Origin of the sequence: Nocardia altamirensis NBRC 108246 (genome assembly GCF_001612685.1) — a bacterium.
Taxonomy (GTDB): domain Bacteria; phylum Actinomycetota; class Actinomycetes; order Mycobacteriales; family Mycobacteriaceae; genus Nocardia; species Nocardia altamirensis.
In genome coordinates, this window is the sequence record NZ_BDAY01000026.1 from 14,605 (window position 1) to 33,540 (window position 18,936).

Here is an 18,936-nt window from a genome sequence, read left to right on the forward strand (position 1 = left end):
TCAGCTCGCGAGGGTCTGACCCGGCCGCAGCACCGGCCCGCAGGAACCTGAATTCCGGAACCCCGGCCACAGGGGTGGCAGGACCCGCCCGGCGTACTGGCGCAACTCCTCGAGTTGGGCTTCGTCGCGGACCACTTCTTTGCGCACCCAATCCTCGTCCGACATGTCGAGATTCGGGGATCGGTGGATCCGGTAGTAGTCGCGATCCATGCGTGGATCGATGGTGACCTGGTTCTGCATCCACGCGCCGTGCGTGTGTACGAAGGTGGGTTTGACCTGCTCGAACACGTAGTCGCTCAGGTCCGTGGGATCCTTGCCCGCGTACATGTCCGCGATCTTCGCTTCGGTCAGCCCGGCCATGTCGATCAACCGCAACCGCGATGTCAGCGACGTGCCGCCCATATCGGGAGAGAACAGACTGCCCTGCTGCAGACCGATGATGTCCGCATAGCCGTTGAAGACATACCCGAACCGTTCGACGATCCAGCACAGCGGCACATCCGACGTCGCACGATACGACTCGGAAGCGCTGGCGAACGCGCTGCCGGACGGAATCAACACCCCGACCAGCGTCAGCGCGACCAGCACCCGCCCGCGCGTGCGCAGCCGTGCCACCAACTCCCCTACCGAGACCACCACGAGGAACACCGCGAGCACCCACACGGGGGTGGCGAACCGGAACTGCCCCATCCAGTCCGGCTCCAAAACGCAATAGGCGACCAGGGCGAGCGCCAACGGCACCACCACCGCGACAACACCGTCGCGCCACCGACTCGGCACGGCCAGCGCGAGCCCGACCACGCCGACGGCGGCGATCACCGCGGGCGCGCCCGCGTACTGCACCAGATCCCCGGCCCTGGTCAGGTCCTGCACCGTCGGCAGCGCTTGGTCCTTGGCGACCGCGGTGTTCGGCACGAGCCTGCCGAACTCGCTGATCCGCCACACCAGATAGGCACCGTACGGAACAGCGAACGCGAGCCCCGAGTACAGCGCGGATCGGACGGCAACGAGCAACGTCGCGCGCCGGACCAGGATCACCGAAACCAGCGGATACGCGACCAGATAGATCAGACCGTCGGGCCTGGTCAACGCCGCGAATGCCGCGATAGCGCCGGCGGTGACCGCCACGGTCGGCGTCCACAACCGCCCGTCGAGCACCGCGAGCAAGAGATAGACGGCCAACACGCACGCCGCCAACGCGAACAACGGATTCTCCAGACCGGAGAAGCACCAGATCACGAACGAGGGAATCGCGGCAAGCGCCGCACCGGTCGCGAAGGTGATCAGCGCAGGCCACCGCGAGACCCGGCGCGCGGCGACATAACACGCAGCGAGGATGCCCGCACAGCACAGCAGCGCGATCGCCTTGGGATAGAGGACATAGTCGGGAACACCGAAGACGGTGCCGCGGTCGAAGAGTCCGAACCATTCGCCGAGTACCAGCACAGCAAGCCAGGTGGGGTTGGAGAACCCTTCCACCGCAGGTACACCGGGCTGCAGCACCGGGCCCGCGCCCTCCGCGACGCTGCGCGCGTACGCGAACGTGATGCCTGCGTCGTCGACCATCCAACTGCCGTACCGGCTCGCCCGCCAGCCGATCAGCACCAATCCGCCGACCACGGCTGCCAACGGGGCCAACCACGACCGATCACGATGTCGCCGTGCACCCTCGGGTACCTCGACCGGAGCGGACAACCGCGCCGTCTCTACCTCAACCATTCACCAGATCCCGCGTTCGAACGACATTGCCAGAGGCACAACAACGTTCGCACCGTCGCGAATTCTGCCATCGGACTTGACTGATCTTAACAACAGCTACACGGGCCCCGAACACGTGATCAACGGTGGTTGGGTGGGAGTTGCCGGGGTACCGCGGAGAGATGGGCCCCGTTTCACCGGAGCTCGTCACGCATCCAGCAGTGGACACTGCAGGGGAAAGGAACTGCGAACGATGACCGATACCGTCGTCGACATCACCGATATCACCGTTGACAATGAGCACGTCGCGCGACCGGAGCAGGGACCGCATACGCAGCCCGACACGGCCACCATCTGGCGGGATGCCACTACGGTTTTGGTGACCAGGGTCACCGGACCGCGACAACTGACGGCGGTGCCGCGGCTGGTCATCCCGATCGGTGACACCCAACTCGCCTTCCGGGTGTCGTCGCGATCCGCGGAAGCGCAGCAGTTGGTGCGCGACGGCCGCGTGCTGGTCCAGCCCGCCGACTGGCGTGGCACCCCCGTGCTCGGTTCCCATCAGCGGCAGGGGCAGTCCCAGTTGGTGACGGCGGGCACGCTGCTTCCGTACGTGCAGTCGGAGATCTCGGCCAAATACCGGTGGCGAATTCCCATGGCGCGGTTCGCGCATCGGCTGACTCGCCGCACGGCACCGTACGGCGATGTCGTCGTGCTGGTGAACGTCTCCGAGCCGAGCCGGATCCCGATGCTGACCAGGTAGCGAAGGCGGGGCTGCTTTTCGACAAATGCGCAGTTCAGCGGCGTGTCGGCGGCGGAGGCACGGTCCGGCGATGTCAGGATGGCTGACAGCAGGGCAACGTTGTCGGACGCTCGTCGAGGAGCAGGTATGTCGCGTCGCCATCTTGTCGGCATCGTTGTGCCCCTGCTGCTTCCCTTCATCCCCGTCACGGCGCACGCTGAGACTGTGGTCGATGCCAGCAAGTACGTGAATCCCTTTGTCGGTACGGCGGACGGCGGCCCGGATTTCGGGCACGGCGGCGGCGCAGGCATGACCTTCCCCGGCGCGGTGACTCCGTTCGGCATGATGCAGTGGAGCCCGGACACGGTGCGCACCGCGGGCGGCGGCTACAAGTACGAGGACGACCGGCTGTACGGGTTCTCGATGACGCACATCTCCGGCCCCGGTTGCACTGGCGCGCAAGACTTTCCGGTGCTGCCGATATCCGGGGTGATCGGCCGGTCGCCCGCGGTCGACGGCCCGGGGTATGTCCAGACCTTCGATCATGCGAATGAGCAGGCGAGCCCCGGCTATTACCGCGTCACCACCGACTCCGGCGTGCGGACCGAACTGACCGCGTCGACGCGAGCAGGCGTGGCCCGCTTCACCTTTCCGGCGGGCACGCCGGGCACCGTGCTGCTCGATGTGACCGGCTCGGTCAACGGTGTCGACGATGCCGAGGTCTCGATCGACGGCAACACCGTGTCCGGCTGGGCGCACACCGGCGGATTCTGCGGCGCGGCAAGCCGATACCGCGTGTACTTCCACGCCACCTTCGACCGCCCGATCACCGCGGCGGGCAGCTGGAAGGACGGTGTCGTCCAGCCGGGCATCACCGTGGTCTCCGGTGCATCGCCGAGCAGGCGCACGAACTCGGGCGATATCGCGAGCAATGGCCGTGGCAGCGGCATCTACCTGCAGTTCGACTCCGACCGGCCGGTGCAGATGCGGACCGGGCTCTCCTACGTCAGCGGCGAAGGCGCGCAACGCAATCTCGAGGCCGAGATCGGGATGAAGGACTTCGACACCGTCCGGGTCGACGCGCGGGAGGCCTGGCGGCAGCGGCTCGACCAGATCGAGGTGTCCGGCGGCGATCCAGATCGGTTGCGCACCTTCTATTCCGCGCTCTACCACGTGTTCCTGCAGCCGTACGTCTTCGACGACGTCGACGGCAACTACACCGGATTCGACGGCAAGACCCACCAGGTGCGCCGCGGCCACCACCATTACGCCACCTTCTCCGGCTGGGATATCTACCGCAGCCAAACGCAATTGCTCGCGTGGCTGGTGCCCGACGTCGCCGCCGATATCGCCCAGTCGATGTACGAGAACGCGCACGTCCTCGGTGACGTGTGGGATCGGTGGTCGCATCAGAACACCATCACCGGCGTGATGAACGGCGACCCGTATCACTCGATCATCGCTAGTACGTACGCATTCGGAGCCGACGACTTCGACGCCGATGCCGCACTGGATTCGATGGTCGCGGGTGCAGAGCGGGTCGGCGAGAAGGCCGGCTACACCGAGCGCCCCGGCAACGATCAGTATCAGCGGCTCGGCTGGGTGCCCGGTCAGGTCTCCGACACCCTCGAATACTGCCTCGCCGATTTCGGCATCGCGCAGCTGGCGGACCGCCTCGGCAACCAGGAGCAGCACGAGAAATTCCTGCGCCGCTCGCACGGCTGGCAGCACCTGTACAACCCCGATACGGGCTGGCTGCAGCCGCGTTCCGCCGAAGGCGTCTTCGGGTACCCGTTCGATCCGGCCGCCACCGACGGATACGTGGAAGGCAATGGCGCGCAATACCATTGGATGGTCTTCCAGGATGTGCGCGGCCTCTTCGACAAGATGGCGGGCACCAACAGGATGGCCACCAATACCGGGACCACCCGCGACGACACGGTGATCAGGCGGCTCAACGAGTTCTTCGCACAGCTGAACGCCGGTCCGCACGCCCCCTACGCCTATCTCGGCAACGAGCCGTCGCTGCAAACACCGTGGCTCTACGCCTGGGCGGGGCAGCCGTGGCGCACCCAGGAGGTGATCGACCGCGCCCGCTTCGAACTGTTCGGCCCGACAGCGGACGGCCTGTCAGGCAACGACGACCTCGGCACCATGTCGTCCTGGTACGTCTGGGCGTCGCTCGGCCTCTTCCCGGTGATCCCCGGCCGCGCCGAACTCTTCGTGCACGGACCGGCTTTCGCGCACGCCGAGATCCGCCGCTCGTCGGGCGAGCAGTTCACCATCAGCGCTCCCGACGCGGGCGATGCGGCACCGTATGTGCAGGCATTGCAGGTCGACGGCAGCGCGACCACGAAGGCGTGGTTGCCCGAGTCGTTCGCCCGCGACGGCGGACGCCTCGACTTCGTGATGGGCCCCGATCCCGAAAAGAGTTTCGGCGCGGCGCCTTCCGACACACCGCCCTCGTTCGGCGTACCCGGGCCGTGAGGTCACCCGCCCGCAATTCATGCCATCATCGGATGTCATGACGACCGACCGGCCGGGATCCCTTCCGCTGCGGTCGAATTGGGCCCGAAACGCACTCTGACGAGCTCACTATTGACTATGGGCATAGATGAGTTGGCGGCTATAGATGCGGTAAACGCGACAGTCGGCGTTGTCGAGGACATCGACGCGTTCCCGACTGTCGATGAGCTCAACACCTTTGTCGACGCACTCGCCGAGGCGGCGCCGGATCGGGTGACCGTCACCGAGATCGGCCGATCACGCGGCGGCGACCCGATCAGGGAAGTCCAGATCGGCGCGGGGACCAGACACATCGTGGTGGTCGGCAATCCGCATCCGAACGAACCGATCGGGATGGCGACGATCCGGCACCTGCTCGGCAGGCTGGCCATGGAGGGCATGCAGGACTTCGACGCCACCTGGCACTTCCTGCTGTGTCTCGATCCCGACGGCACCCGGCTCAACGAGGGCTGGTTCGCCGGACCGCGAGCACGGACCGTCGTCGCGCGTGGCTTCTATCGGCCGCCCGCCGTCGAGCAGCCCGAATGGTGCTTTCCGACCAGGTGGCGCGGCACCGCGGTCGGGCAGCCGATGCCGGAGACCCACGCGCTGATGACGTTGATCGATCGGACCAGGCCCGCGTTGATCGTTTCGCTGCACAATGCCGATTTCGGCGGCGGATTCTTCTATACCACCGGAGGCGATCCCAGCTACTGGTCCGGACTGACGAGCCAGCTCGTCGCGGCGGGCGTGCCGATCTACGAGGGCGAGCCCGACGTGCCCGGCGCACGAACCTTCGCGCCCGGTGTTTTCGAGCTGCCGTCGTTCCACCGGATCGCGAAAACGTTGGAGGGCAACGGCATCGATCCGCTGGCGATGATGTACGGCGCCGGGATCCGCGACTATGCCGCAAGCCACGGCACCGCGGTGCTGGTGTGCGAGCTGCCGCTGTGGACCGATCCGAGGGTCGCCGACGAAACACCGAGCACACGGTCAATGGCGACCGTATCGTTCGCCACCGCAACCGCTTACGAGGAGATCGCCGATATCGTGAGCGGCATCCTCGACCGGCTGTCCGGCTCACTGCACGGCCGCAGTCCCTTCGAGCGGGCGCTGACCGACACGGTGCGCGCCCTTCGTGGCGGCGCCATGTCCAAACGCGCTGCGGCCAAGGAGCATTCGGCCGCCCTCGGCGATATCTTCATCGAAGAGTACGTCTGGGTGGGCGTCGCACGACTCCGCGCGGGCGGCATGCTGACCCGGCTGCTGGACGAGCAGGCACGCCTGCAGCGCACCGCCGCGATCGACGCCGAGCGCGCCGCCTTCGCCGCCATCTTCGAAAAGTGGTGCGCCGATATCGAAACCAACGCACCGGGCAACCCTGTCCCGATCCACCGGCTGGTCACCATCCAAGCCGCGGCCATCATCACCGCCGCCGCCCGCCTGCACGCCGGCCTCCCCGTCTGAACGGGGCATGGGCTGCGGCCCTCTTCGCCGCAGCCCATGCCCCGCTCGGCAAGTCGTTATGCCGTGCCGGTCGCCTTCGCCACGTCGGCGAGCATGGTGTCGGCGGCCTGGACGCCGATGCCGGACATCCAGGTTTCGTCGAGCACATCGATGGCCTTGCCGTTCTTCACCGCGGGCAGATCACGCCAGACGGGGCTGGTGGTGACCGCACCCTTCTCCGTCTTGCCCGGGTCGTCGATGGTGGCGACGAAGATGAGGTCGGCGTCGGCCTGATCGATCTGCTCGGGGCTGACGTCCTTCATGGTCTTCTTCGGATCCGTGGAGACCTGGGAGGCCGGGCGCGGCAGGCCGATGTCGGCGAGCACGACACCGCTGAAGGAGTTGGTCTGGTACAGCCGGGTCGGTCCGGCGAGGAAGCGCACCACCGAGGCGGTGGGCAAAACCCCGTTGTTCTTGGCCTTGATCGTGTCGCCGAGCGCGCGGGCCCGATCCTCGTACGCCTTCAGCGCGTCCGCGACCTGCTTCTCCAGCCCGAGCGCCTTGCCGTGCACGGCGAGGTTCGCTTTCCAAGTGCCGCCGGTGTTTTCGGTGAACACGGTCGGCGCGATGCCGCTCAGCTTGTCGTAGATCTTGTCGTGGCGGACCTTCGAGGACAGGATCAGGTCGGGCTTGAGCGAGGCGATCCGCTCGAGGTTCGGCTCGAGCAGCGGACCGACATCGGTGACGCCGCCGACCTTGTCCGCCAGGTACGCAGGGAACCCGCCCCTGGTCTTGGTGTGCGGAATGACCGCGCCGACCGGCTTGATGCCGACCAAGGTGACCGAATCCAGCTCACCGGTGTCGAGCACGACCACCCGCTTGGGCACCTTCGGGATCGTCACCTGCCCCATCACGGTGTCGAGGGTGCGCGGAAAGCTCGTCGCGTCCGCGGCCGATACCGTGGCATCCGTTGTCGCGGAGTCTTTTCCGCAGGCCGCGAGGCCGGACAGGCTCACCGTCGCGACCAGCGCCGCGATCCCGATGCGACCGAGTCCGCGCATGCGGAATCGCCGTGTCGACATGATCAGTTCTCATCTCTGCAGTGGTGACGCATCATCTCGAACGAGGCGATGCCATGGGGTCGGCCGCTCACACGCGAGCGGCGGCGGATCTGGTGGCTCTGCTGCGCGGAACCACCAGTGGCGTACCGGTTTCCGGATCCGGCAGCACCAGGCAGTCCACACCGAAAACGGTGCGGATCAGGTCGGCTTCCAGCACCTCGGCAGGCGGGCCCGCGGCCGCGAGGCGACCATCGTGCAGCACCACCAGGTGATCGGCGTAGCGGGCCGCCTGGCCGAGATCGTGCAGCACCATCACGACGGTGCGGCCCGCCTCCTCGTGCAGGTCGGCGACCAGGTCGAGCACGTCGAGTTGATGGCGCAGGTCGAGGAAGGTCGTCGGCTCGTCGAGCAGCAGCAGGTCGGTGTCCTGCGCCAGCGCCAGCGCGATCCAGGCCCGCTGGCGTTGCCCGCCGGAGAGTTGGTCGACCTGCTGGTCGCGCAGCTCGGCGGTGCCGGTGCGGCGCAACGCATCCTCGACAGCCGCCTGGTCGGTGGCCGACCACGGACGCAGCAATCGCTGATGCGGATAGCGCCCGAGCCGGACCAGCGCCTCGACGGTGATCGCCTCCGGGGTGATCGGCTGCTGCGGCAGCAGGCCCATCCGTAAGGCCAACGCCCTGGCCGACATTCGATGGATATCGGCGCCGTCCAGGGTGACCGTGCCGCCCGACGGGCGAAGCAGCCGGGTGAGCCCGCGCAGCAGCGTCGACTTGCCGCAGGCGTTGGGGCCGACGATGGCGGTGACCGAACTACCGGGCAGCACCAGGTCGAGCCCGTCGATCACCACCCGGTCGCCGTAGCGCAGATCGACTGCGCGGGTGGCCAATTCGTTGCCTGCCCGGTCCTGCTCGGCGCGCGTTTCGCTGTGCTCACTCATGCGGTCCTCCGGGAAACGGGTGCGCTCTCGCGGAGCATCAGGATCAACAGCCAAGGGGCGCCGACGGTGGCGGTGACGACGCCGACCGGCAGGCCTTCGATCGGCAGTGCGTGCTGCACGATCAGGTCGCAGCCGAGCAGCAGTGTCGCACCGGCAAGTCCGGTGACGGCGAGGGTGATCGCGGTGGGCGGACCGGCGAGTCGCCGCACCAGATGCGGAACAGCCAGTGCCACAAAGGAAATCGGCCCGGTCAGCGCGGCGGCCAGCGAGGCGAGCGCGATCGTGGTGCCCAGCAGGGCGAGGCGGGCGTGCGAAACGCGCACGCCGAGTGTGCCTGCCGAATCGTCGCCGAGGTCGAGCACCGAGAGCGTCCGGTACTGCACGGCCAGCGCCACGAGCACCAGCAGGCAGGCGACCGCGGCGCCCTCGATTTCCGGCCAGGTGCGTCCGTAGAGGGATCCGGTGGTCCACTGCACGGCCGAACCGGCGAGTTCCCTCGGGAAACGCACCACCATCAGATTCACCGCGGCCGCCAACCCGGCCTGCACCGCGAGGCCGACCAGCACCAGCCGGGTGACCGGCAGTCCCGAGCGCCAGCCGAGCGCGCCGAGCAGCACCGCGGCGAGCATGCCGCCGCCGAGCGCGCCGAGCGGAATGATCGACTGGCTGGCGCCGAGGGCGAGCACGAGCACCGAACCGAACGAGGCGCCGCCGGTCACGCCCATGACATCGGGCGAGGCCAGCGGGTTGCGGAACAGCCGCTGCAACACCGCGCCCGCCACCGCGAGGCCCGCGCCCGCGAGCAGCGCGGCCACCAGCCGCGGCGCACGGAACTCCTGGACGATGTACACCTCGCCCTGGTCGCCGAGGCCGACCGCGGCACGCAAGGCCGTACTCACCGACATCTCCACCTCACCGACGGTGAGGGCGACGGCGGCCAGCACAGCAATCGCGGCGGCGCACACCGCGCCGATCAGGAGCGCGCGCCTGCGTTGGCGCGCAAGAACATTGCTACCCGAGGCAGGGCGCTTGGCGAGTCGTTTGGGACGCGCCGACCCGTTCCGCAGCGCGGTGTCGTCGATCATCGCGCCGACCGCCTGGCCAGCACGGCAAGCAGGGGCGCGCCGAGGAACGCGGTGACGATGCCGACCTCGAGCTCGGAAGGCCGCGCGACGATCCGGCCGAGAATGTCGGCAGCCAGCAACAGCAGCGGTCCCGCGATCAAGCAGCCGGGCACCATGACCCGGTGGTCGTTGCCGAGCACCAGTCGAACCAGATGCGGCGCGGCCAACCCGATGAACGCGATCGGCCCGGCCACCGCCACCGCGGAGCCTGCCAGCAACACCACCGCCGCCATCCCGGCCATGCGAATCCGGCCGACCGGCATGCCGAGTGCGGTCGCGGCTTCGTCGCCGAGCGCGAGGGTGTTGAGCGCAGGCGCGAGCACGAGACCGAGCACCGCACCGATCAGCAGCGTCGGCAGCATGGGCAGCAGCGTGCCGAGGTCGCGTTCGGCGATCGAACCGGCCAGCCAGAAGCGGGCCTCGTCCAGCGTGCGTTCGCTGAACAGCAGCACCGCCGAGGTCCACGACACCAGCACCAGTTGCAGTACCGTGCCGCCGAGGACGAGCCGGACCGGATCCAGATCGCCGGCTCGGCGACCGAGCGTCAGCGTGAACAGCGCGGCACAGGCCGCACCGGCGAAGGCGAACCACACGTACTCGATCGGACGACTCAGCTGCAGCGCGTAGATGGCAACCACCACCGCGAGGCCAGCGCCGTGATTGATGCCCAACGTGGTCGGCGAGGCCAGCGGGTTGCGGGTGATGCCCTGCACCACCGCGCCCGCAAGACCGAGCGCAGCACCGACCGCGAGCCCGACCACCGTGCGCGGCAGGCGCATGCCGGTGACCACGAGCGCATCGCGGCTGTCGTCAGCGCCGAACAGCGCCTGCACGACGGTGCCGATCGGGACCGAACGCGCGCCGAGAGCCAGGCTCAACACGATGCACAGCAGCAGCGCGGCAACCCCGAGCAGCAGCATCGGGATTCGGCGCGCAGGCACAGCTGTGCGGGTCGTGTCGACAGTGACCATGGGACGAAAGCTTAAGTTAGCGGGACCTAAGTTTGTCAAAGCGAGGGCTGCAGTGTGACGCCCACCTCGTTCGAGCCCCGACCAACGCCGTGACCACCGGCAACACCTCCGCAACCGATCGATTCGTCCGTCACGGTTTCGTAACGACAGCTAATGGGTATCACAAGAACATGACATCGACGGATCACCGACCAACCCGGATCGCGGGCGTGGAGTCGGGGACCGCGGTTTTGGCATTCGCTACGTGCCTTGCCTTTTCGATCGGCATCGGCTTCCTGACGCAGTCTGCTGTCACCACGGTCCTCGCGTGCCTGAGCATCGCGGCCGGACTCGCCCTCGTACTGAACATCCTCCCGCACAAGGCATAACGCCTGCCGCCTCTTGATTCCCCGGCGCGGCCCTGGTGCCATTGCGCCACGGGTTCTGCGCAATCGGAGGCAAACATGCTGTCCCTACAAGAAATATCGGACCGCCTGGAAATCCAGGACCTCATGGTCCGCTATTCCCACGCGGTCGACACCAGGCAGTGGGACCTGCTCGACGACATCTTCACCGAGGACGCGCACATCGATTACACGGCGATGGGCGGAGCCGAGGGCGACGTGGCGGCGACGAAACAATTCCTCGCCGCCATGCTGCCCCACTTCCCCGCGTTCCAACACCTGATCAGCAACTCTTCGATCGTCGTCGACGGCGACACCGCCACCGCACGCACCATGTGCCACAACCCGATGCTGCTGTCCGGCGGCGACGGTCCGCGCAGCCTGATGCTGTGCGGGCTCTGGTACCACGACACCTTCGCCCGCATCGACGGCCAGTGGCGGATCGCCCAGCGGATCGAAGAGAAGAGCTACATGTTCGTCGCGCAGCCACTCCCCGGCACCAGCTGACTCAGCCGATGACCGGTAATCCCCGTTCCTCACAGAGCTCTGTCAGCTTGTCTTGCATGATGCCGGTGACGTATTCGTAGGCCGCTTCTCGATCCAGCTCGGGGCCGAGTGCCGCGTGCAGATCGATCGGCGGGAGGAATTCGACGGTCACCTTGCTCGGCAGCGGGATGTGCCCGGCGAGGTCACCGATGTTCAGGCCCCACGGCAGCGCGATCGAAATCGGAAACACCTTCAGGCGCATCATCCGATCCAACCGAAGCAGCCGGGCGAGCCGATCGCCTCTGGTCAGCATCAACGCGGTCTGCTGCGCACCGGCATTGACGAACGGCACGATGGGAACCTTTTCGTCCCAAGCCAATTGGAGGAACCCGGTGCGGCCGGCGAAGTCGATCTTATCCTCCTCCCACGTCGGGCGATGCACCTCCCAGTCGCCGCCGGGATAGACGAGCACCACCGCGCCCTCGCGCAACACCTGCCGCGCGCTGTCCTGGTTCGCACCGACCGTGCCGAACCGGCGCAACAGCGTGCCGATCAGCGGGTAGGCCATCACCATGTCGTGGGCGAGTTGATAGAACGGCCGATGCGGGCCGAAGCGACGCACGAACGCGAGCGAGGTCACCAAGACTTCGGGAGAGACATTGCCGCCGGAGTGATTGCCGACCAACAGCACCGGGCCGTCCGCAGGAATGTGTTCGATGCCGCGGACCTCGGCTCGGAAGTACGCCCTGGCGAACCACCAGGCCGGACCCACTGTGTCGATGATGAATTCGGGATCCCGATCGGCCGGATCGGCCGCGGGCACCCTGGCCGTCAACTGCTCGGAAATCCAGCCGGTGACCTCGTCGATCCGATCGGTCGGCAATCGAAACAGGCTCATGGGCAATGTCTCCCGCCGACGCAGCTTACGACTCGACCACGAGCAGTCGATGGAAGAAGCCGCGATAGCCGCGAATCGCCTGGCGCAGCTCCTCGGTATCGGCATCGCCGACGCCTGAGCAGTGTTCCTCGAGTGTCCGCTTGCGTTCGGCCAACGTGGTGGTCAGCTGGTAGATGATGTCGGAGACGATCTTGTCGGCTTGGGTGACCGCGTCGCGCGGGTTGTCGACGAAGGCACCTTGTACCTCGCGCCACTGGATGCGAAGCTGGTCAACGTCGGCCGCTGTGAACAGTGGGTTGCCGACATCGTCGAGTGACACCCGTTGCGGCGCAGCGCTGTCCGTTGCACCAGCCGGTTCGCCTGCGACGAGTACTGCCGCGGACGGGTCGGGCTCATCGGTCGGGGTGGTCGCGGTGTCCGCCTCGATGTCGTGTGACTCGGCGGACATCTGGTCCGGCATGCCGTCGTCGGTGGGTGTGCCGTCGGTCCTCGAGCTGTCGTCGGTCGTCGAACCCAGCGGTGTCCCATCCCTCTCTTCCGCTCGACCCGCGTCATGGTCGGGCGTGCGGGACTCCCCGTCGTGTTCGACCACCTCCGACTTGGCAGGCCCGGTGACATCCGCGGCGGTCGGCTCGTCGGATTCGGTGACATCCGCGCGCGAGGTGGGCTCCGACTCTGTTGCCACCCACCCGCTCTCGGCATGCTCGCGGTCCCGCCAGCTCGACGACTGCTCCTCGGCAGAATTGTCGGGATGCACGCTGCGTTCGTATTCCGTACTCATGACAGTGCCTTCTTATCGTGCTTCTCATGCTTGGATGGTTCGGTCTGCGGTCCGCCGTTCGCACCGTTCAGCAAGTCCTGGAACAGGTCTCGGTAGTGCACGATGGCGGTGCGCCGGTCCTCGGTGGACACCTCGCTGCCGCCGGCCCTGGTCGCGATCTCGTGTGCGGCGCGGTAATGCCCGAGGGGTTCCGCGTGTTCCACCGACAAGTCGGCGACCTGCTGATCGAAATTCTCGGTGGGATAGCCGCGTTGGCCCATTACCGTGGTCAGCAGCCGGTCCGCGGCCTGCAGCGCCTTCTGCGGATCGTCGATGAACTGCTCCTGCACTTCCACCCACCGCGCGGTGTAGAGCTGCTTCTGCTCCGAGGTCAGCGGACGAAGTTCCAGTTCGGCGTGGCGCCGTTCCCGTTGGGCGAGTTCACGTTCGGCCGTGCGCCGGTCGTCGTGCTCCTGCACGGTCCTGTCATATTCCGGACCGAACCGGCTGCGCAATCGCTGCCTGCGCACCATCGGCCACACCAGTAGGGCGATCACCGCCGCCGCCACGACGACCACCAGAACGATCACTATGATCAACACTCCAGTCGACACCTGAACCTCCTCGCCGAGCCTGTCGTATCGACCAGGTAATGCCTCGTTCGAGCAGATCCAAACTGTTGATCAAGCCCCGGTGTCAGCCAGTGGGATCAGGCGAGTCGCAGTGCCGCCACCGGGCAGCTGTCGATGGCCAGTTCGGCCAGTTCCCGGTCGGATTCGGCGATCATGTCGACAAGAGGGCTGGCGAGGGCGTCGTCGCCGACGCGGAAGAGGTTGGGCGCGATGGCTTCGCACATCGCGTGTCCTTCACAGCGAGAACGATCGGCGATGATTCTCATCACGGCAGTCGTTCCAGGTGGATGGGCAGACCATCGGCGGGCATGGGACCGGTCCCCGCGACCAGCGGCACCTGGTACCCGGGCCGCACCGACCACCGGTAGCGCAGGAGCATCTGGTGCAGAACGGCTTTCACGGTCATCCCGCCGAAGTACAGGCCGATGCACTTGTGCGCGCCGCCGCCGAACGGGGCCCAGGCCAACCGGTGGGATTTGTCTTCGCGGCGGTCGTCGGCGAAGCGTTCCGGGTCGAACGCGTCGGGGTCGCGCCAGTACTCGTCGATGCGCATCATCGGATAGGGGCCGACCATGACGAGGGTCCCCTTCGGCACGTAGCCGCCGAGGATCTCGGTGTCCCTGATGGTTTCGCGAACCTGTTGCGCCACCGGTGAGTACAGGCGAAGCGTCTCTTTGAACGCCAGGTCGAGGCCGGGTAGTCGGTCCAGATCCGCGTACTCGATGGCAGGTTTACCGAGGGCACGGGCCTCCGCGCGCAGCCGGTCCTGCCAGTCGGGATGCCTGGCCAGTTCGTAGGCCAGCATCGACGCGGCGATCGTGCTGGTGTCGTGCGCGGCCATCATCACGAAGATCATGTGCTCGATCACCTCCTGATCCGAGAAGGTATGGCCCTCCTCGGTTTCGGCGCGACACAGCACGCTGAACAGGTCGCTCCCCTCGCCTGCCCGCTTGGCGGCCAGCTCCTTCCGGAAGTACTCGGCGAGGATCCGCCTGCCACGCAGACCGCGCGACCATACGCCCCCCGGCACGTTGGTGCGGATCAGTGCGGCCCCACCGTGCACCGCGTCCTCGAAAGCCCGCGCCAGCACTCTGCTTTCGGGCCCGAGCTCGGCGCCTGCGAAAACCTCGGTGGCTTGTTCGAGCAGAATCTCCTTGATCGCGTCGTAGAGCAGGAAGTCTCGGGCGGGCTGCCAGCCGCCGACCCCGCGGGTGATGCGCGGCGTGGTCAGGTCGAGGTAGCCGACGAGCCTCGGCCTGGTGAAGGCCTGCTGCATGATCCGGCGATGGAACAGATGCTCGTCGAAATCGCGGAGGAGCAAACCGCCGTGAAAGAACGGGCCGATCATGAATTCCCAGCCACGCTGCGCCGAGAACACCTTGTCCCGGTCCATCAGCACCGCCTCGATGGCGGCCGGGCTGTAGACACCGACCACCGGGCGCCCGAGCACACCCATCCAGTTCACCGGCCCGTAGCGCTGGAACCGCTTGCGCGCCAGCTCGACCGGATCGCTCAACGCATGCAGGGTGTAGCCGATGCCTGGCGCACCGAAGTTGCCGAGGACCGGCCGCAAGCCGCTGCCGGGCGGCGGCTCCGCCAATGGGCGCTCGGCGGACGGGTAATGATCGACGACACGAGCGCCGAACTGTTGGGCACGGATGGCGATGCGCGCGCGCAGCTGTCGGACATCACCGGAAACATCGGTGATCCTCTGGGGCACAAGAAGACTCATAACGGCCGTCCCTTCGCGACACTGCGACCTCTCGACCATACCGGAAACGCACGTTTCCGTAAACAGTTGTTTCCCGACTTCTGGTGTGCAAGGCTGCTCGGGTGACCCGAGCATTCAGCGGCACCTACCGAGGTACGTCGACCGCCGAGCGCAGGGAAGACCGGCGCAGGCGGCTGCTGGACGCGGCCCTCGACATCGTCGGCACCCAGGGATTGTCCGCGCTGACCGTGCGCGGCCTCTGCGAACAGGCCCGCGTCGGCCCGCGCTTCTTCTACGAAGCGTTCCCCGACCTCGATGCCCTCGCCGCGGCATTGCTGCTGGAAATCCAGGAGTCGGCGCTCGAACGCGCACGCACGGCCGTCGCCGACACGGTCGGCGATCCCGCCGACAAGATCCGCGCCGGGGTCGCCGCGCTCATCGTCGAACTCACCGACGACCCGCGCCGCGCCAAGGTCGTCTTCGCCCAGGCCTACGGCAACGAATCGATGATGCGCAGCCGTTTCACCGGCATGCGCCGGGTCGCCGACGTCATCATCGAACAGACCCGCCTCGTCCTCGACCTCCCCGAGGGCCACGACACCGCCGTCACCACGACGTCACAGCTGATCACCGGCGGCGCCGCGGAACTCGTCCTGGTGTGGCTGGACGGCGGACTGGACGTCGACCGCGACGGCCTCATCGACCTGCTCGCCGATTTCGCCATCGCCATGGTTGCTCGCCTCCCCGAGGTCGCCCAACGCCTACGCTGACCGACATGCTGGTTGGACGGGCTGCTGAGCTAGCCGAGATCGATCGGCTGCTTGCCGCCGCGGTCGCGGGACACGGTGGCGCCCTGGCCATCCGGGGGCCTGCCGGGATCGGTAAGTCGGCGTTGGTCGAGCATGCCGCTGCCGCGTCGACAGGCATGCGGGTGCTGCGCGGTATCGGCATCGAATCCGAGGCCGAGCTGGCTTTCGGCGTGCTGCACATGCTGTGCTATCCGTACCTGGATCGCATCGATGGGTTGCCAGGTCCACAGGCGGCGGCGTTGCGGGCCGCCTTCGGCGAGTCGGCGGCAGCGGAGGCGAGCCGATTCCTGGTCGGCGCAGGAGCATTGACGCTGCTCGCCGAACTCGCCGCGGAAACACCGATGCTGCTGCTGATCGACGACGCGCAGTGGATCGATCAAAGTTCCTCGGACGCATTACTTTTCGCAGCCCGCAGGTTCGGCAGCGATGCCATCGCGGTGATCTTCGCGGTGCGCGACGGCGCCCAACCGTTCCCGACGCCCGGCCTCGAGACCATGCAGCTTGCGGGTCTGCCGCAGACGGCCGCCGCCGATCTGCTCGATCGGCGCGCGCCTGGACTGACGGTTCCCGGCCGGGCGCGGGTGCTCGCCGAGTCGGCCGGAAACCCTCTTGCCTTGATCGAACTCGGTGCCGCGCGCCGCACCGCCGAGACCACCGGGCACACCGACCCCGTGCACGAAGTCGGCCCGCTCCCGGTTACCCGCCTGGTACAGGAGCGTTTTCGCGCACAGATCGCCGCGCTGCCGGAGCGCACCAGGACGATGCTGCTGGTCGCGGCCGCGGATACCGGCGCCGAACTCGACGCCATCCGTGCCGTCGCCGCCGTACTCGGCCTTTCCGATGCCGACCTCGCCCCGGCCGAGCAGGTCGATCTGGTCACGGTCTCCACTGATCGACTCGGGTTCCGGCACCCGCTCATCCGAGCGGCGGTCTACCGCAACGCGCCACATCACCAGCGCATCACCGTGCACCGGTCCTTTGCGCTGGTGCTGACCGCTGCCAAGGATGCCGACCGCCGCGCCTGGCATCTCGCGGCGGCGACCACCGAACCCGACGAGCAGGTCGCGGCGGTGCTCGAACAGACCGCGGTGCGCGCGCAACGTCGCGGTGGCGCCATGGCCGTGTCGTCGGCGTACGACCGCGCGGGCCGGCTCAGCGTTGACGTCGAACGCAAGGCCCACCGCTTCCTGATGGCCGCGCGCGCCGCCTACGACGCGGGTAAACCGGACCGGGCGATCCGCCTCGCCGTCGAAGCCGCTGCGCTCACCGGGAACCGCAGCATCGTCGCCGAGGCGACCCATATCAGAGCGCAGGTTGAGTACGAGCGCACCGGACCGGCCGCCGACGCCGAACTCGCTATGCAGGCCGCGACGCTGGTCCTCGACAGCGATCCGGAACGCGCGGTGTCCATGCTCGCCGAGGCGGTGTGCGCCGCGCGCGACGCCGGTGTTCCCGAGCTGCTCCGGCAGGGTGTCGAACTCATGAATGCCGTTCGGCTGCCTGCGGATTCCGGCTTGCAGATCCATCTCACGGCGCAGATCGCGTGGGGCGACATGCTGACCGGGCATCCGGAGCGCGCGGTGGCGGCGATGGCAGCCCAGATCCGGTCCGCCACTGGGGATTCGATCGAGTACCTGCACAAGATGGTCGCGGCGTTCAGCGGAGTGATGCTGGCGGACGACGCGGGCACCATCGACATGATGGACGAGCTGATCGATGGCACTCGCGCCATCGGTGCGCTGCAATGGATTCCCTACGCGCTCGAGCTCCGCGCACTGGCCGAGGCGCTCAGCGGCAGGCTCCAGCACGCGCGAAGCACAGTGGCCGAAGGGATTTCGCTCAGCACGGAACTCGGCATGGGTATCCAGGTCGACACGCTGCGAGCGATCGAGATCTGGCTGACGGCGGTCGGCGGCGACGAAGCGCAAGCCACCAGCTTGGCCGCCGAGGTCCTTCCGGAACTGTCGACCAGGCACCGGACCAACACTGCGCTGGCCTCCTGGGGACTCGCCATCGCCGACCTGGCCGCTGGCCGCTACGACATCGCCATCGACCGGCTCGACGAGATCTGCACCGGCCCCGCCGCACGCGACTTCCTGATCCGCGCGGTGCCGGACCATGTCGAAGCCGCGATCCGCGGCGGCGTCCGCGACCGGGCGGCCAATCATCTTCCCGCCTTCGAGAACTGGTCCGAGCACGTCGAAAACCCGTCAGCGACCGCGCTTTTCCGCCGCTGCCGCGCACTGCTCGACGAGGGCGACGACGCGGAGACGCACTATCGCGCCGCGCTCGCGCTGCACGAGCAGCAGCCAAACCCCTACGATCGCGCGCGGACCCAGCTCGTCTTCGGCGAGTGGTTGCGCAGGCGGCGGCGCCGTTCCGACGCCCGCACTCAGCTGGTCGAGGCCATGGCCACCTTCGACCGCCTCGGCGCAGGCGCATGGGGCGCGCGCGTCCGCACCGAATTGGCCGCGCTGGGTGAGCAATCGGTGGTGCAGGCCCGCACCGATCCGCTGGCGCAGCTGACGCCGCAGGAGAGTCAGGTTGTCCGCCTGGCCGCGGCCGGATTCAGCAACAAGGAGATCGGCGCCAAGCTGTTCCTCAGCCCACGCACCATCGGCCACCACCTGTACCGGGCCTATCCCAAGCTCGGCGTGACCCGGCGGACCGAACTGGCGCAGTTCCGGCTGTGAACCACCGGATGACTGATCCGAGCGTCATCGTCGCCGCCCGACACCGGTAATTCGGCCGATTCGGCCGGGCATACCGCCGA

At 67.6% G+C, this 18,936-nt stretch carries 17 protein-coding genes; 7 read left to right on the forward strand and 10 right to left on the reverse strand.

What is annotated here, in order from left to right:
* Positions 1–1,719, reverse strand: coding sequence for a hypothetical protein (locus NA11_RS16295; RefSeq protein ID WP_245745903.1), 1,719 nt, complete (start codon positions 1,717–1,719; stop codon positions 1–3).
* Between the two features lie 232 nt (positions 1,720–1,951).
* Between NA11_RS16295 and NA11_RS16300 the strand changes: the two genes are divergently transcribed.
* From NA11_RS16300 to NA11_RS16310, 3 genes are all read left to right on the forward strand, one after another.
* Positions 1,952–2,461 carry a hypothetical protein gene (locus NA11_RS16300; RefSeq protein WP_069162747.1) on the forward strand — a complete coding sequence of 170 codons (510 nt, stop codon included), beginning with the start codon at positions 1,952–1,954 and terminating at the stop codon, positions 2,459–2,461.
* Between the two features lie 126 nt (positions 2,462–2,587).
* The gene (locus tag NA11_RS16305; protein WP_069162748.1) at positions 2,588–4,927 is read left to right on the forward strand and encodes a GH92 family glycosyl hydrolase; all 2,340 of its coding nucleotides are present in this window, start codon (positions 2,588–2,590) and stop codon (positions 4,925–4,927) included.
* 117 nt (positions 4,928–5,044) lie between these two features.
* Positions 5,045–6,412 (forward strand): M14 family zinc carboxypeptidase, encoded by a 1,368-nt coding sequence (locus tag NA11_RS16310; RefSeq protein ID WP_069162749.1) that lies wholly within the window; start codon positions 5,045–5,047, stop codon positions 6,410–6,412.
* Between the two features lie 56 nt (positions 6,413–6,468).
* Here the strand turns inward: NA11_RS16310 and NA11_RS16315 are convergent, their stop codons facing one another.
* From NA11_RS16315 to NA11_RS16330, 4 genes are all read right to left on the reverse strand, one after another.
* The gene (locus NA11_RS16315; RefSeq protein ID WP_069162750.1) at positions 6,469–7,473 is read right to left on the reverse strand and encodes an ABC transporter substrate-binding protein; all 1,005 of its coding nucleotides are present in this window, start codon (positions 7,471–7,473) and stop codon (positions 6,469–6,471) included.
* Between the two features lie 67 nt (positions 7,474–7,540).
* The gene (locus tag NA11_RS16320; protein ID WP_069162751.1) at positions 7,541–8,389 is read right to left on the reverse strand and encodes an ABC transporter ATP-binding protein; all 849 of its coding nucleotides are present in this window, start codon (positions 8,387–8,389) and stop codon (positions 7,541–7,543) included.
* On the reverse strand, positions 8,386–9,474 hold the full coding sequence (locus NA11_RS16325) for a FecCD family ABC transporter permease (RefSeq protein WP_084654667.1): 1,089 nt from the start codon (positions 9,472–9,474) through the stop codon (positions 8,386–8,388). The genes NA11_RS16320 and NA11_RS16325 overlap by 4 nt, the downstream gene beginning before the upstream one ends.
* On the reverse strand, positions 9,471–10,484 hold the full coding sequence (locus tag NA11_RS16330) for a FecCD family ABC transporter permease (protein ID WP_069162752.1): 1,014 nt from the start codon (positions 10,482–10,484) through the stop codon (positions 9,471–9,473). The genes NA11_RS16325 and NA11_RS16330 overlap by 4 nt, the downstream gene beginning before the upstream one ends.
* A 170-nt stretch (positions 10,485–10,654) precedes the next feature.
* Here NA11_RS16330 and NA11_RS43875 point away from each other — a divergent pair, with 170 nt between their 5' ends.
* Both NA11_RS43875 and NA11_RS16335 read left to right on the forward strand, forming a co-directional pair.
* On the forward strand, positions 10,655–10,852 hold the full coding sequence (locus tag NA11_RS43875) for a hypothetical protein (protein ID WP_084654672.1): 198 nt from the start codon (positions 10,655–10,657) through the stop codon (positions 10,850–10,852).
* A 75-nt stretch (positions 10,853–10,927) separates the two neighbouring features.
* Entirely contained in the window at positions 10,928–11,374 is a 447-nt protein-coding gene (locus NA11_RS16335) for a nuclear transport factor 2 family protein (protein ID WP_069162753.1), read from the forward strand.
* A 1-nt stretch (position 11,375) separates the two neighbouring features.
* Here the strand turns inward: NA11_RS16335 and NA11_RS16340 are convergent, their stop codons facing one another.
* From NA11_RS16340 to NA11_RS16360, 5 genes are all read right to left on the reverse strand, one after another.
* On the reverse strand, positions 11,376–12,251 hold the full coding sequence (locus tag NA11_RS16340; RefSeq protein WP_069162754.1) for a lysophospholipid acyltransferase family protein: 876 nt from the start codon (positions 12,249–12,251) through the stop codon (positions 11,376–11,378).
* A 25-nt stretch (positions 12,252–12,276) separates the two neighbouring features.
* Positions 12,277–13,032, reverse strand: coding sequence for a hypothetical protein (locus NA11_RS16345; protein WP_069162755.1), 756 nt, complete (start codon positions 13,030–13,032; stop codon positions 12,277–12,279).
* Positions 13,029–13,625: a hypothetical protein gene (locus tag NA11_RS16350; protein WP_245745904.1), complete on the reverse strand. Its 597-nt coding sequence runs from the start codon at positions 13,623–13,625 to the stop codon at positions 13,029–13,031. Before NA11_RS16350 ends, NA11_RS16345 begins: the two co-directional genes overlap by 4 nt.
* A gap of 95 nt (positions 13,626–13,720) precedes the next feature.
* Positions 13,721–13,909: a ferredoxin gene (locus NA11_RS16355; protein ID WP_084654668.1), complete on the reverse strand. Its 189-nt coding sequence runs from the start codon at positions 13,907–13,909 to the stop codon at positions 13,721–13,723.
* Positions 13,909–15,375, reverse strand: a complete 1,467-nt coding sequence (locus tag NA11_RS16360) for a cytochrome P450 (protein ID WP_141717620.1) — start codon at positions 15,373–15,375, stop codon at positions 13,909–13,911. Before NA11_RS16360 ends, NA11_RS16355 begins: the two co-directional genes overlap by 1 nt.
* Before the next feature lie 101 nt (positions 15,376–15,476).
* Between NA11_RS16360 and NA11_RS16365 the strand changes: the two genes are divergently transcribed.
* A complete protein-coding gene (locus tag NA11_RS16365) occupies positions 15,477–16,124 on the forward strand; it encodes a TetR/AcrR family transcriptional regulator (RefSeq protein ID WP_069162757.1) in 648 nt (215 codons plus the stop codon).
* Between the two features lie 5 nt (positions 16,125–16,129).
* On the forward strand, positions 16,130–18,856 hold the full coding sequence (locus NA11_RS47055; protein ID WP_069162758.1) for a helix-turn-helix transcriptional regulator: 2,727 nt from the start codon (positions 16,130–16,132) through the stop codon (positions 18,854–18,856).
* The last annotated feature ends 80 nt before the right edge of the window (positions 18,857–18,936 follow it).

What these genes read in the sequence shown, in the direction of transcription:
- NA11_RS16295 (WP_245745903.1), bottom strand. Translation starts at nt 1,719, where the DNA reads ATGGTTGAGGTAGAGACGGCGCGGTTGTCCGCTCCGGTCGAGGTACCC.
- NA11_RS16300 (WP_069162747.1), top strand. Translation starts at nt 1,952, where the DNA reads ATGACCGATACCGTCGTCGACATCACCGATATCACCGTTGACAATGAG.
- NA11_RS16305 (WP_069162748.1), top strand. Translation starts at nt 2,588, where the DNA reads ATGTCGCGTCGCCATCTTGTCGGCATCGTTGTGCCCCTGCTGCTTCCC.
- NA11_RS16310 (WP_069162749.1), top strand. Translation starts at nt 5,045, where the DNA reads ATGGGCATAGATGAGTTGGCGGCTATAGATGCGGTAAACGCGACAGTC.
- NA11_RS16315 (WP_069162750.1), bottom strand. Translation starts at nt 7,473, where the DNA reads ATGTCGACACGGCGATTCCGCATGCGCGGACTCGGTCGCATCGGGATC.
- NA11_RS16320 (WP_069162751.1), bottom strand. Translation starts at nt 8,389, where the DNA reads ATGAGTGAGCACAGCGAAACGCGCGCCGAGCAGGACCGGGCAGGCAAC.
- NA11_RS16325 (WP_084654667.1), bottom strand. Translation starts at nt 9,474, where the DNA reads ATGATCGACGACACCGCGCTGCGGAACGGGTCGGCGCGTCCCAAACGA.
- NA11_RS16330 (WP_069162752.1), bottom strand. Translation starts at nt 10,484, where the DNA reads ATGGTCACTGTCGACACGACCCGCACAGCTGTGCCTGCGCGCCGAATC.
- NA11_RS43875 (WP_084654672.1), top strand. Translation starts at nt 10,655, where the DNA reads ATGACATCGACGGATCACCGACCAACCCGGATCGCGGGCGTGGAGTCG.
- NA11_RS16335 (WP_069162753.1), top strand. Translation starts at nt 10,928, where the DNA reads ATGCTGTCCCTACAAGAAATATCGGACCGCCTGGAAATCCAGGACCTC.
- NA11_RS16340 (WP_069162754.1), bottom strand. Translation starts at nt 12,251, where the DNA reads ATGAGCCTGTTTCGATTGCCGACCGATCGGATCGACGAGGTCACCGGC.
- NA11_RS16345 (WP_069162755.1), bottom strand. Translation starts at nt 13,032, where the DNA reads ATGAGTACGGAATACGAACGCAGCGTGCATCCCGACAATTCTGCCGAG.
- NA11_RS16355 (WP_084654668.1), bottom strand. Translation starts at nt 13,909, where the DNA reads ATGAGAATCATCGCCGATCGTTCTCGCTGTGAAGGACACGCGATGTGC.
- NA11_RS16360 (WP_141717620.1), bottom strand. Translation starts at nt 15,375, where the DNA reads ATGAGTCTTCTTGTGCCCCAGAGGATCACCGATGTTTCCGGTGATGTC.
- NA11_RS47055 (WP_069162758.1), top strand. Translation starts at nt 16,130, where the DNA reads ATGCTGGTTGGACGGGCTGCTGAGCTAGCCGAGATCGATCGGCTGCTT.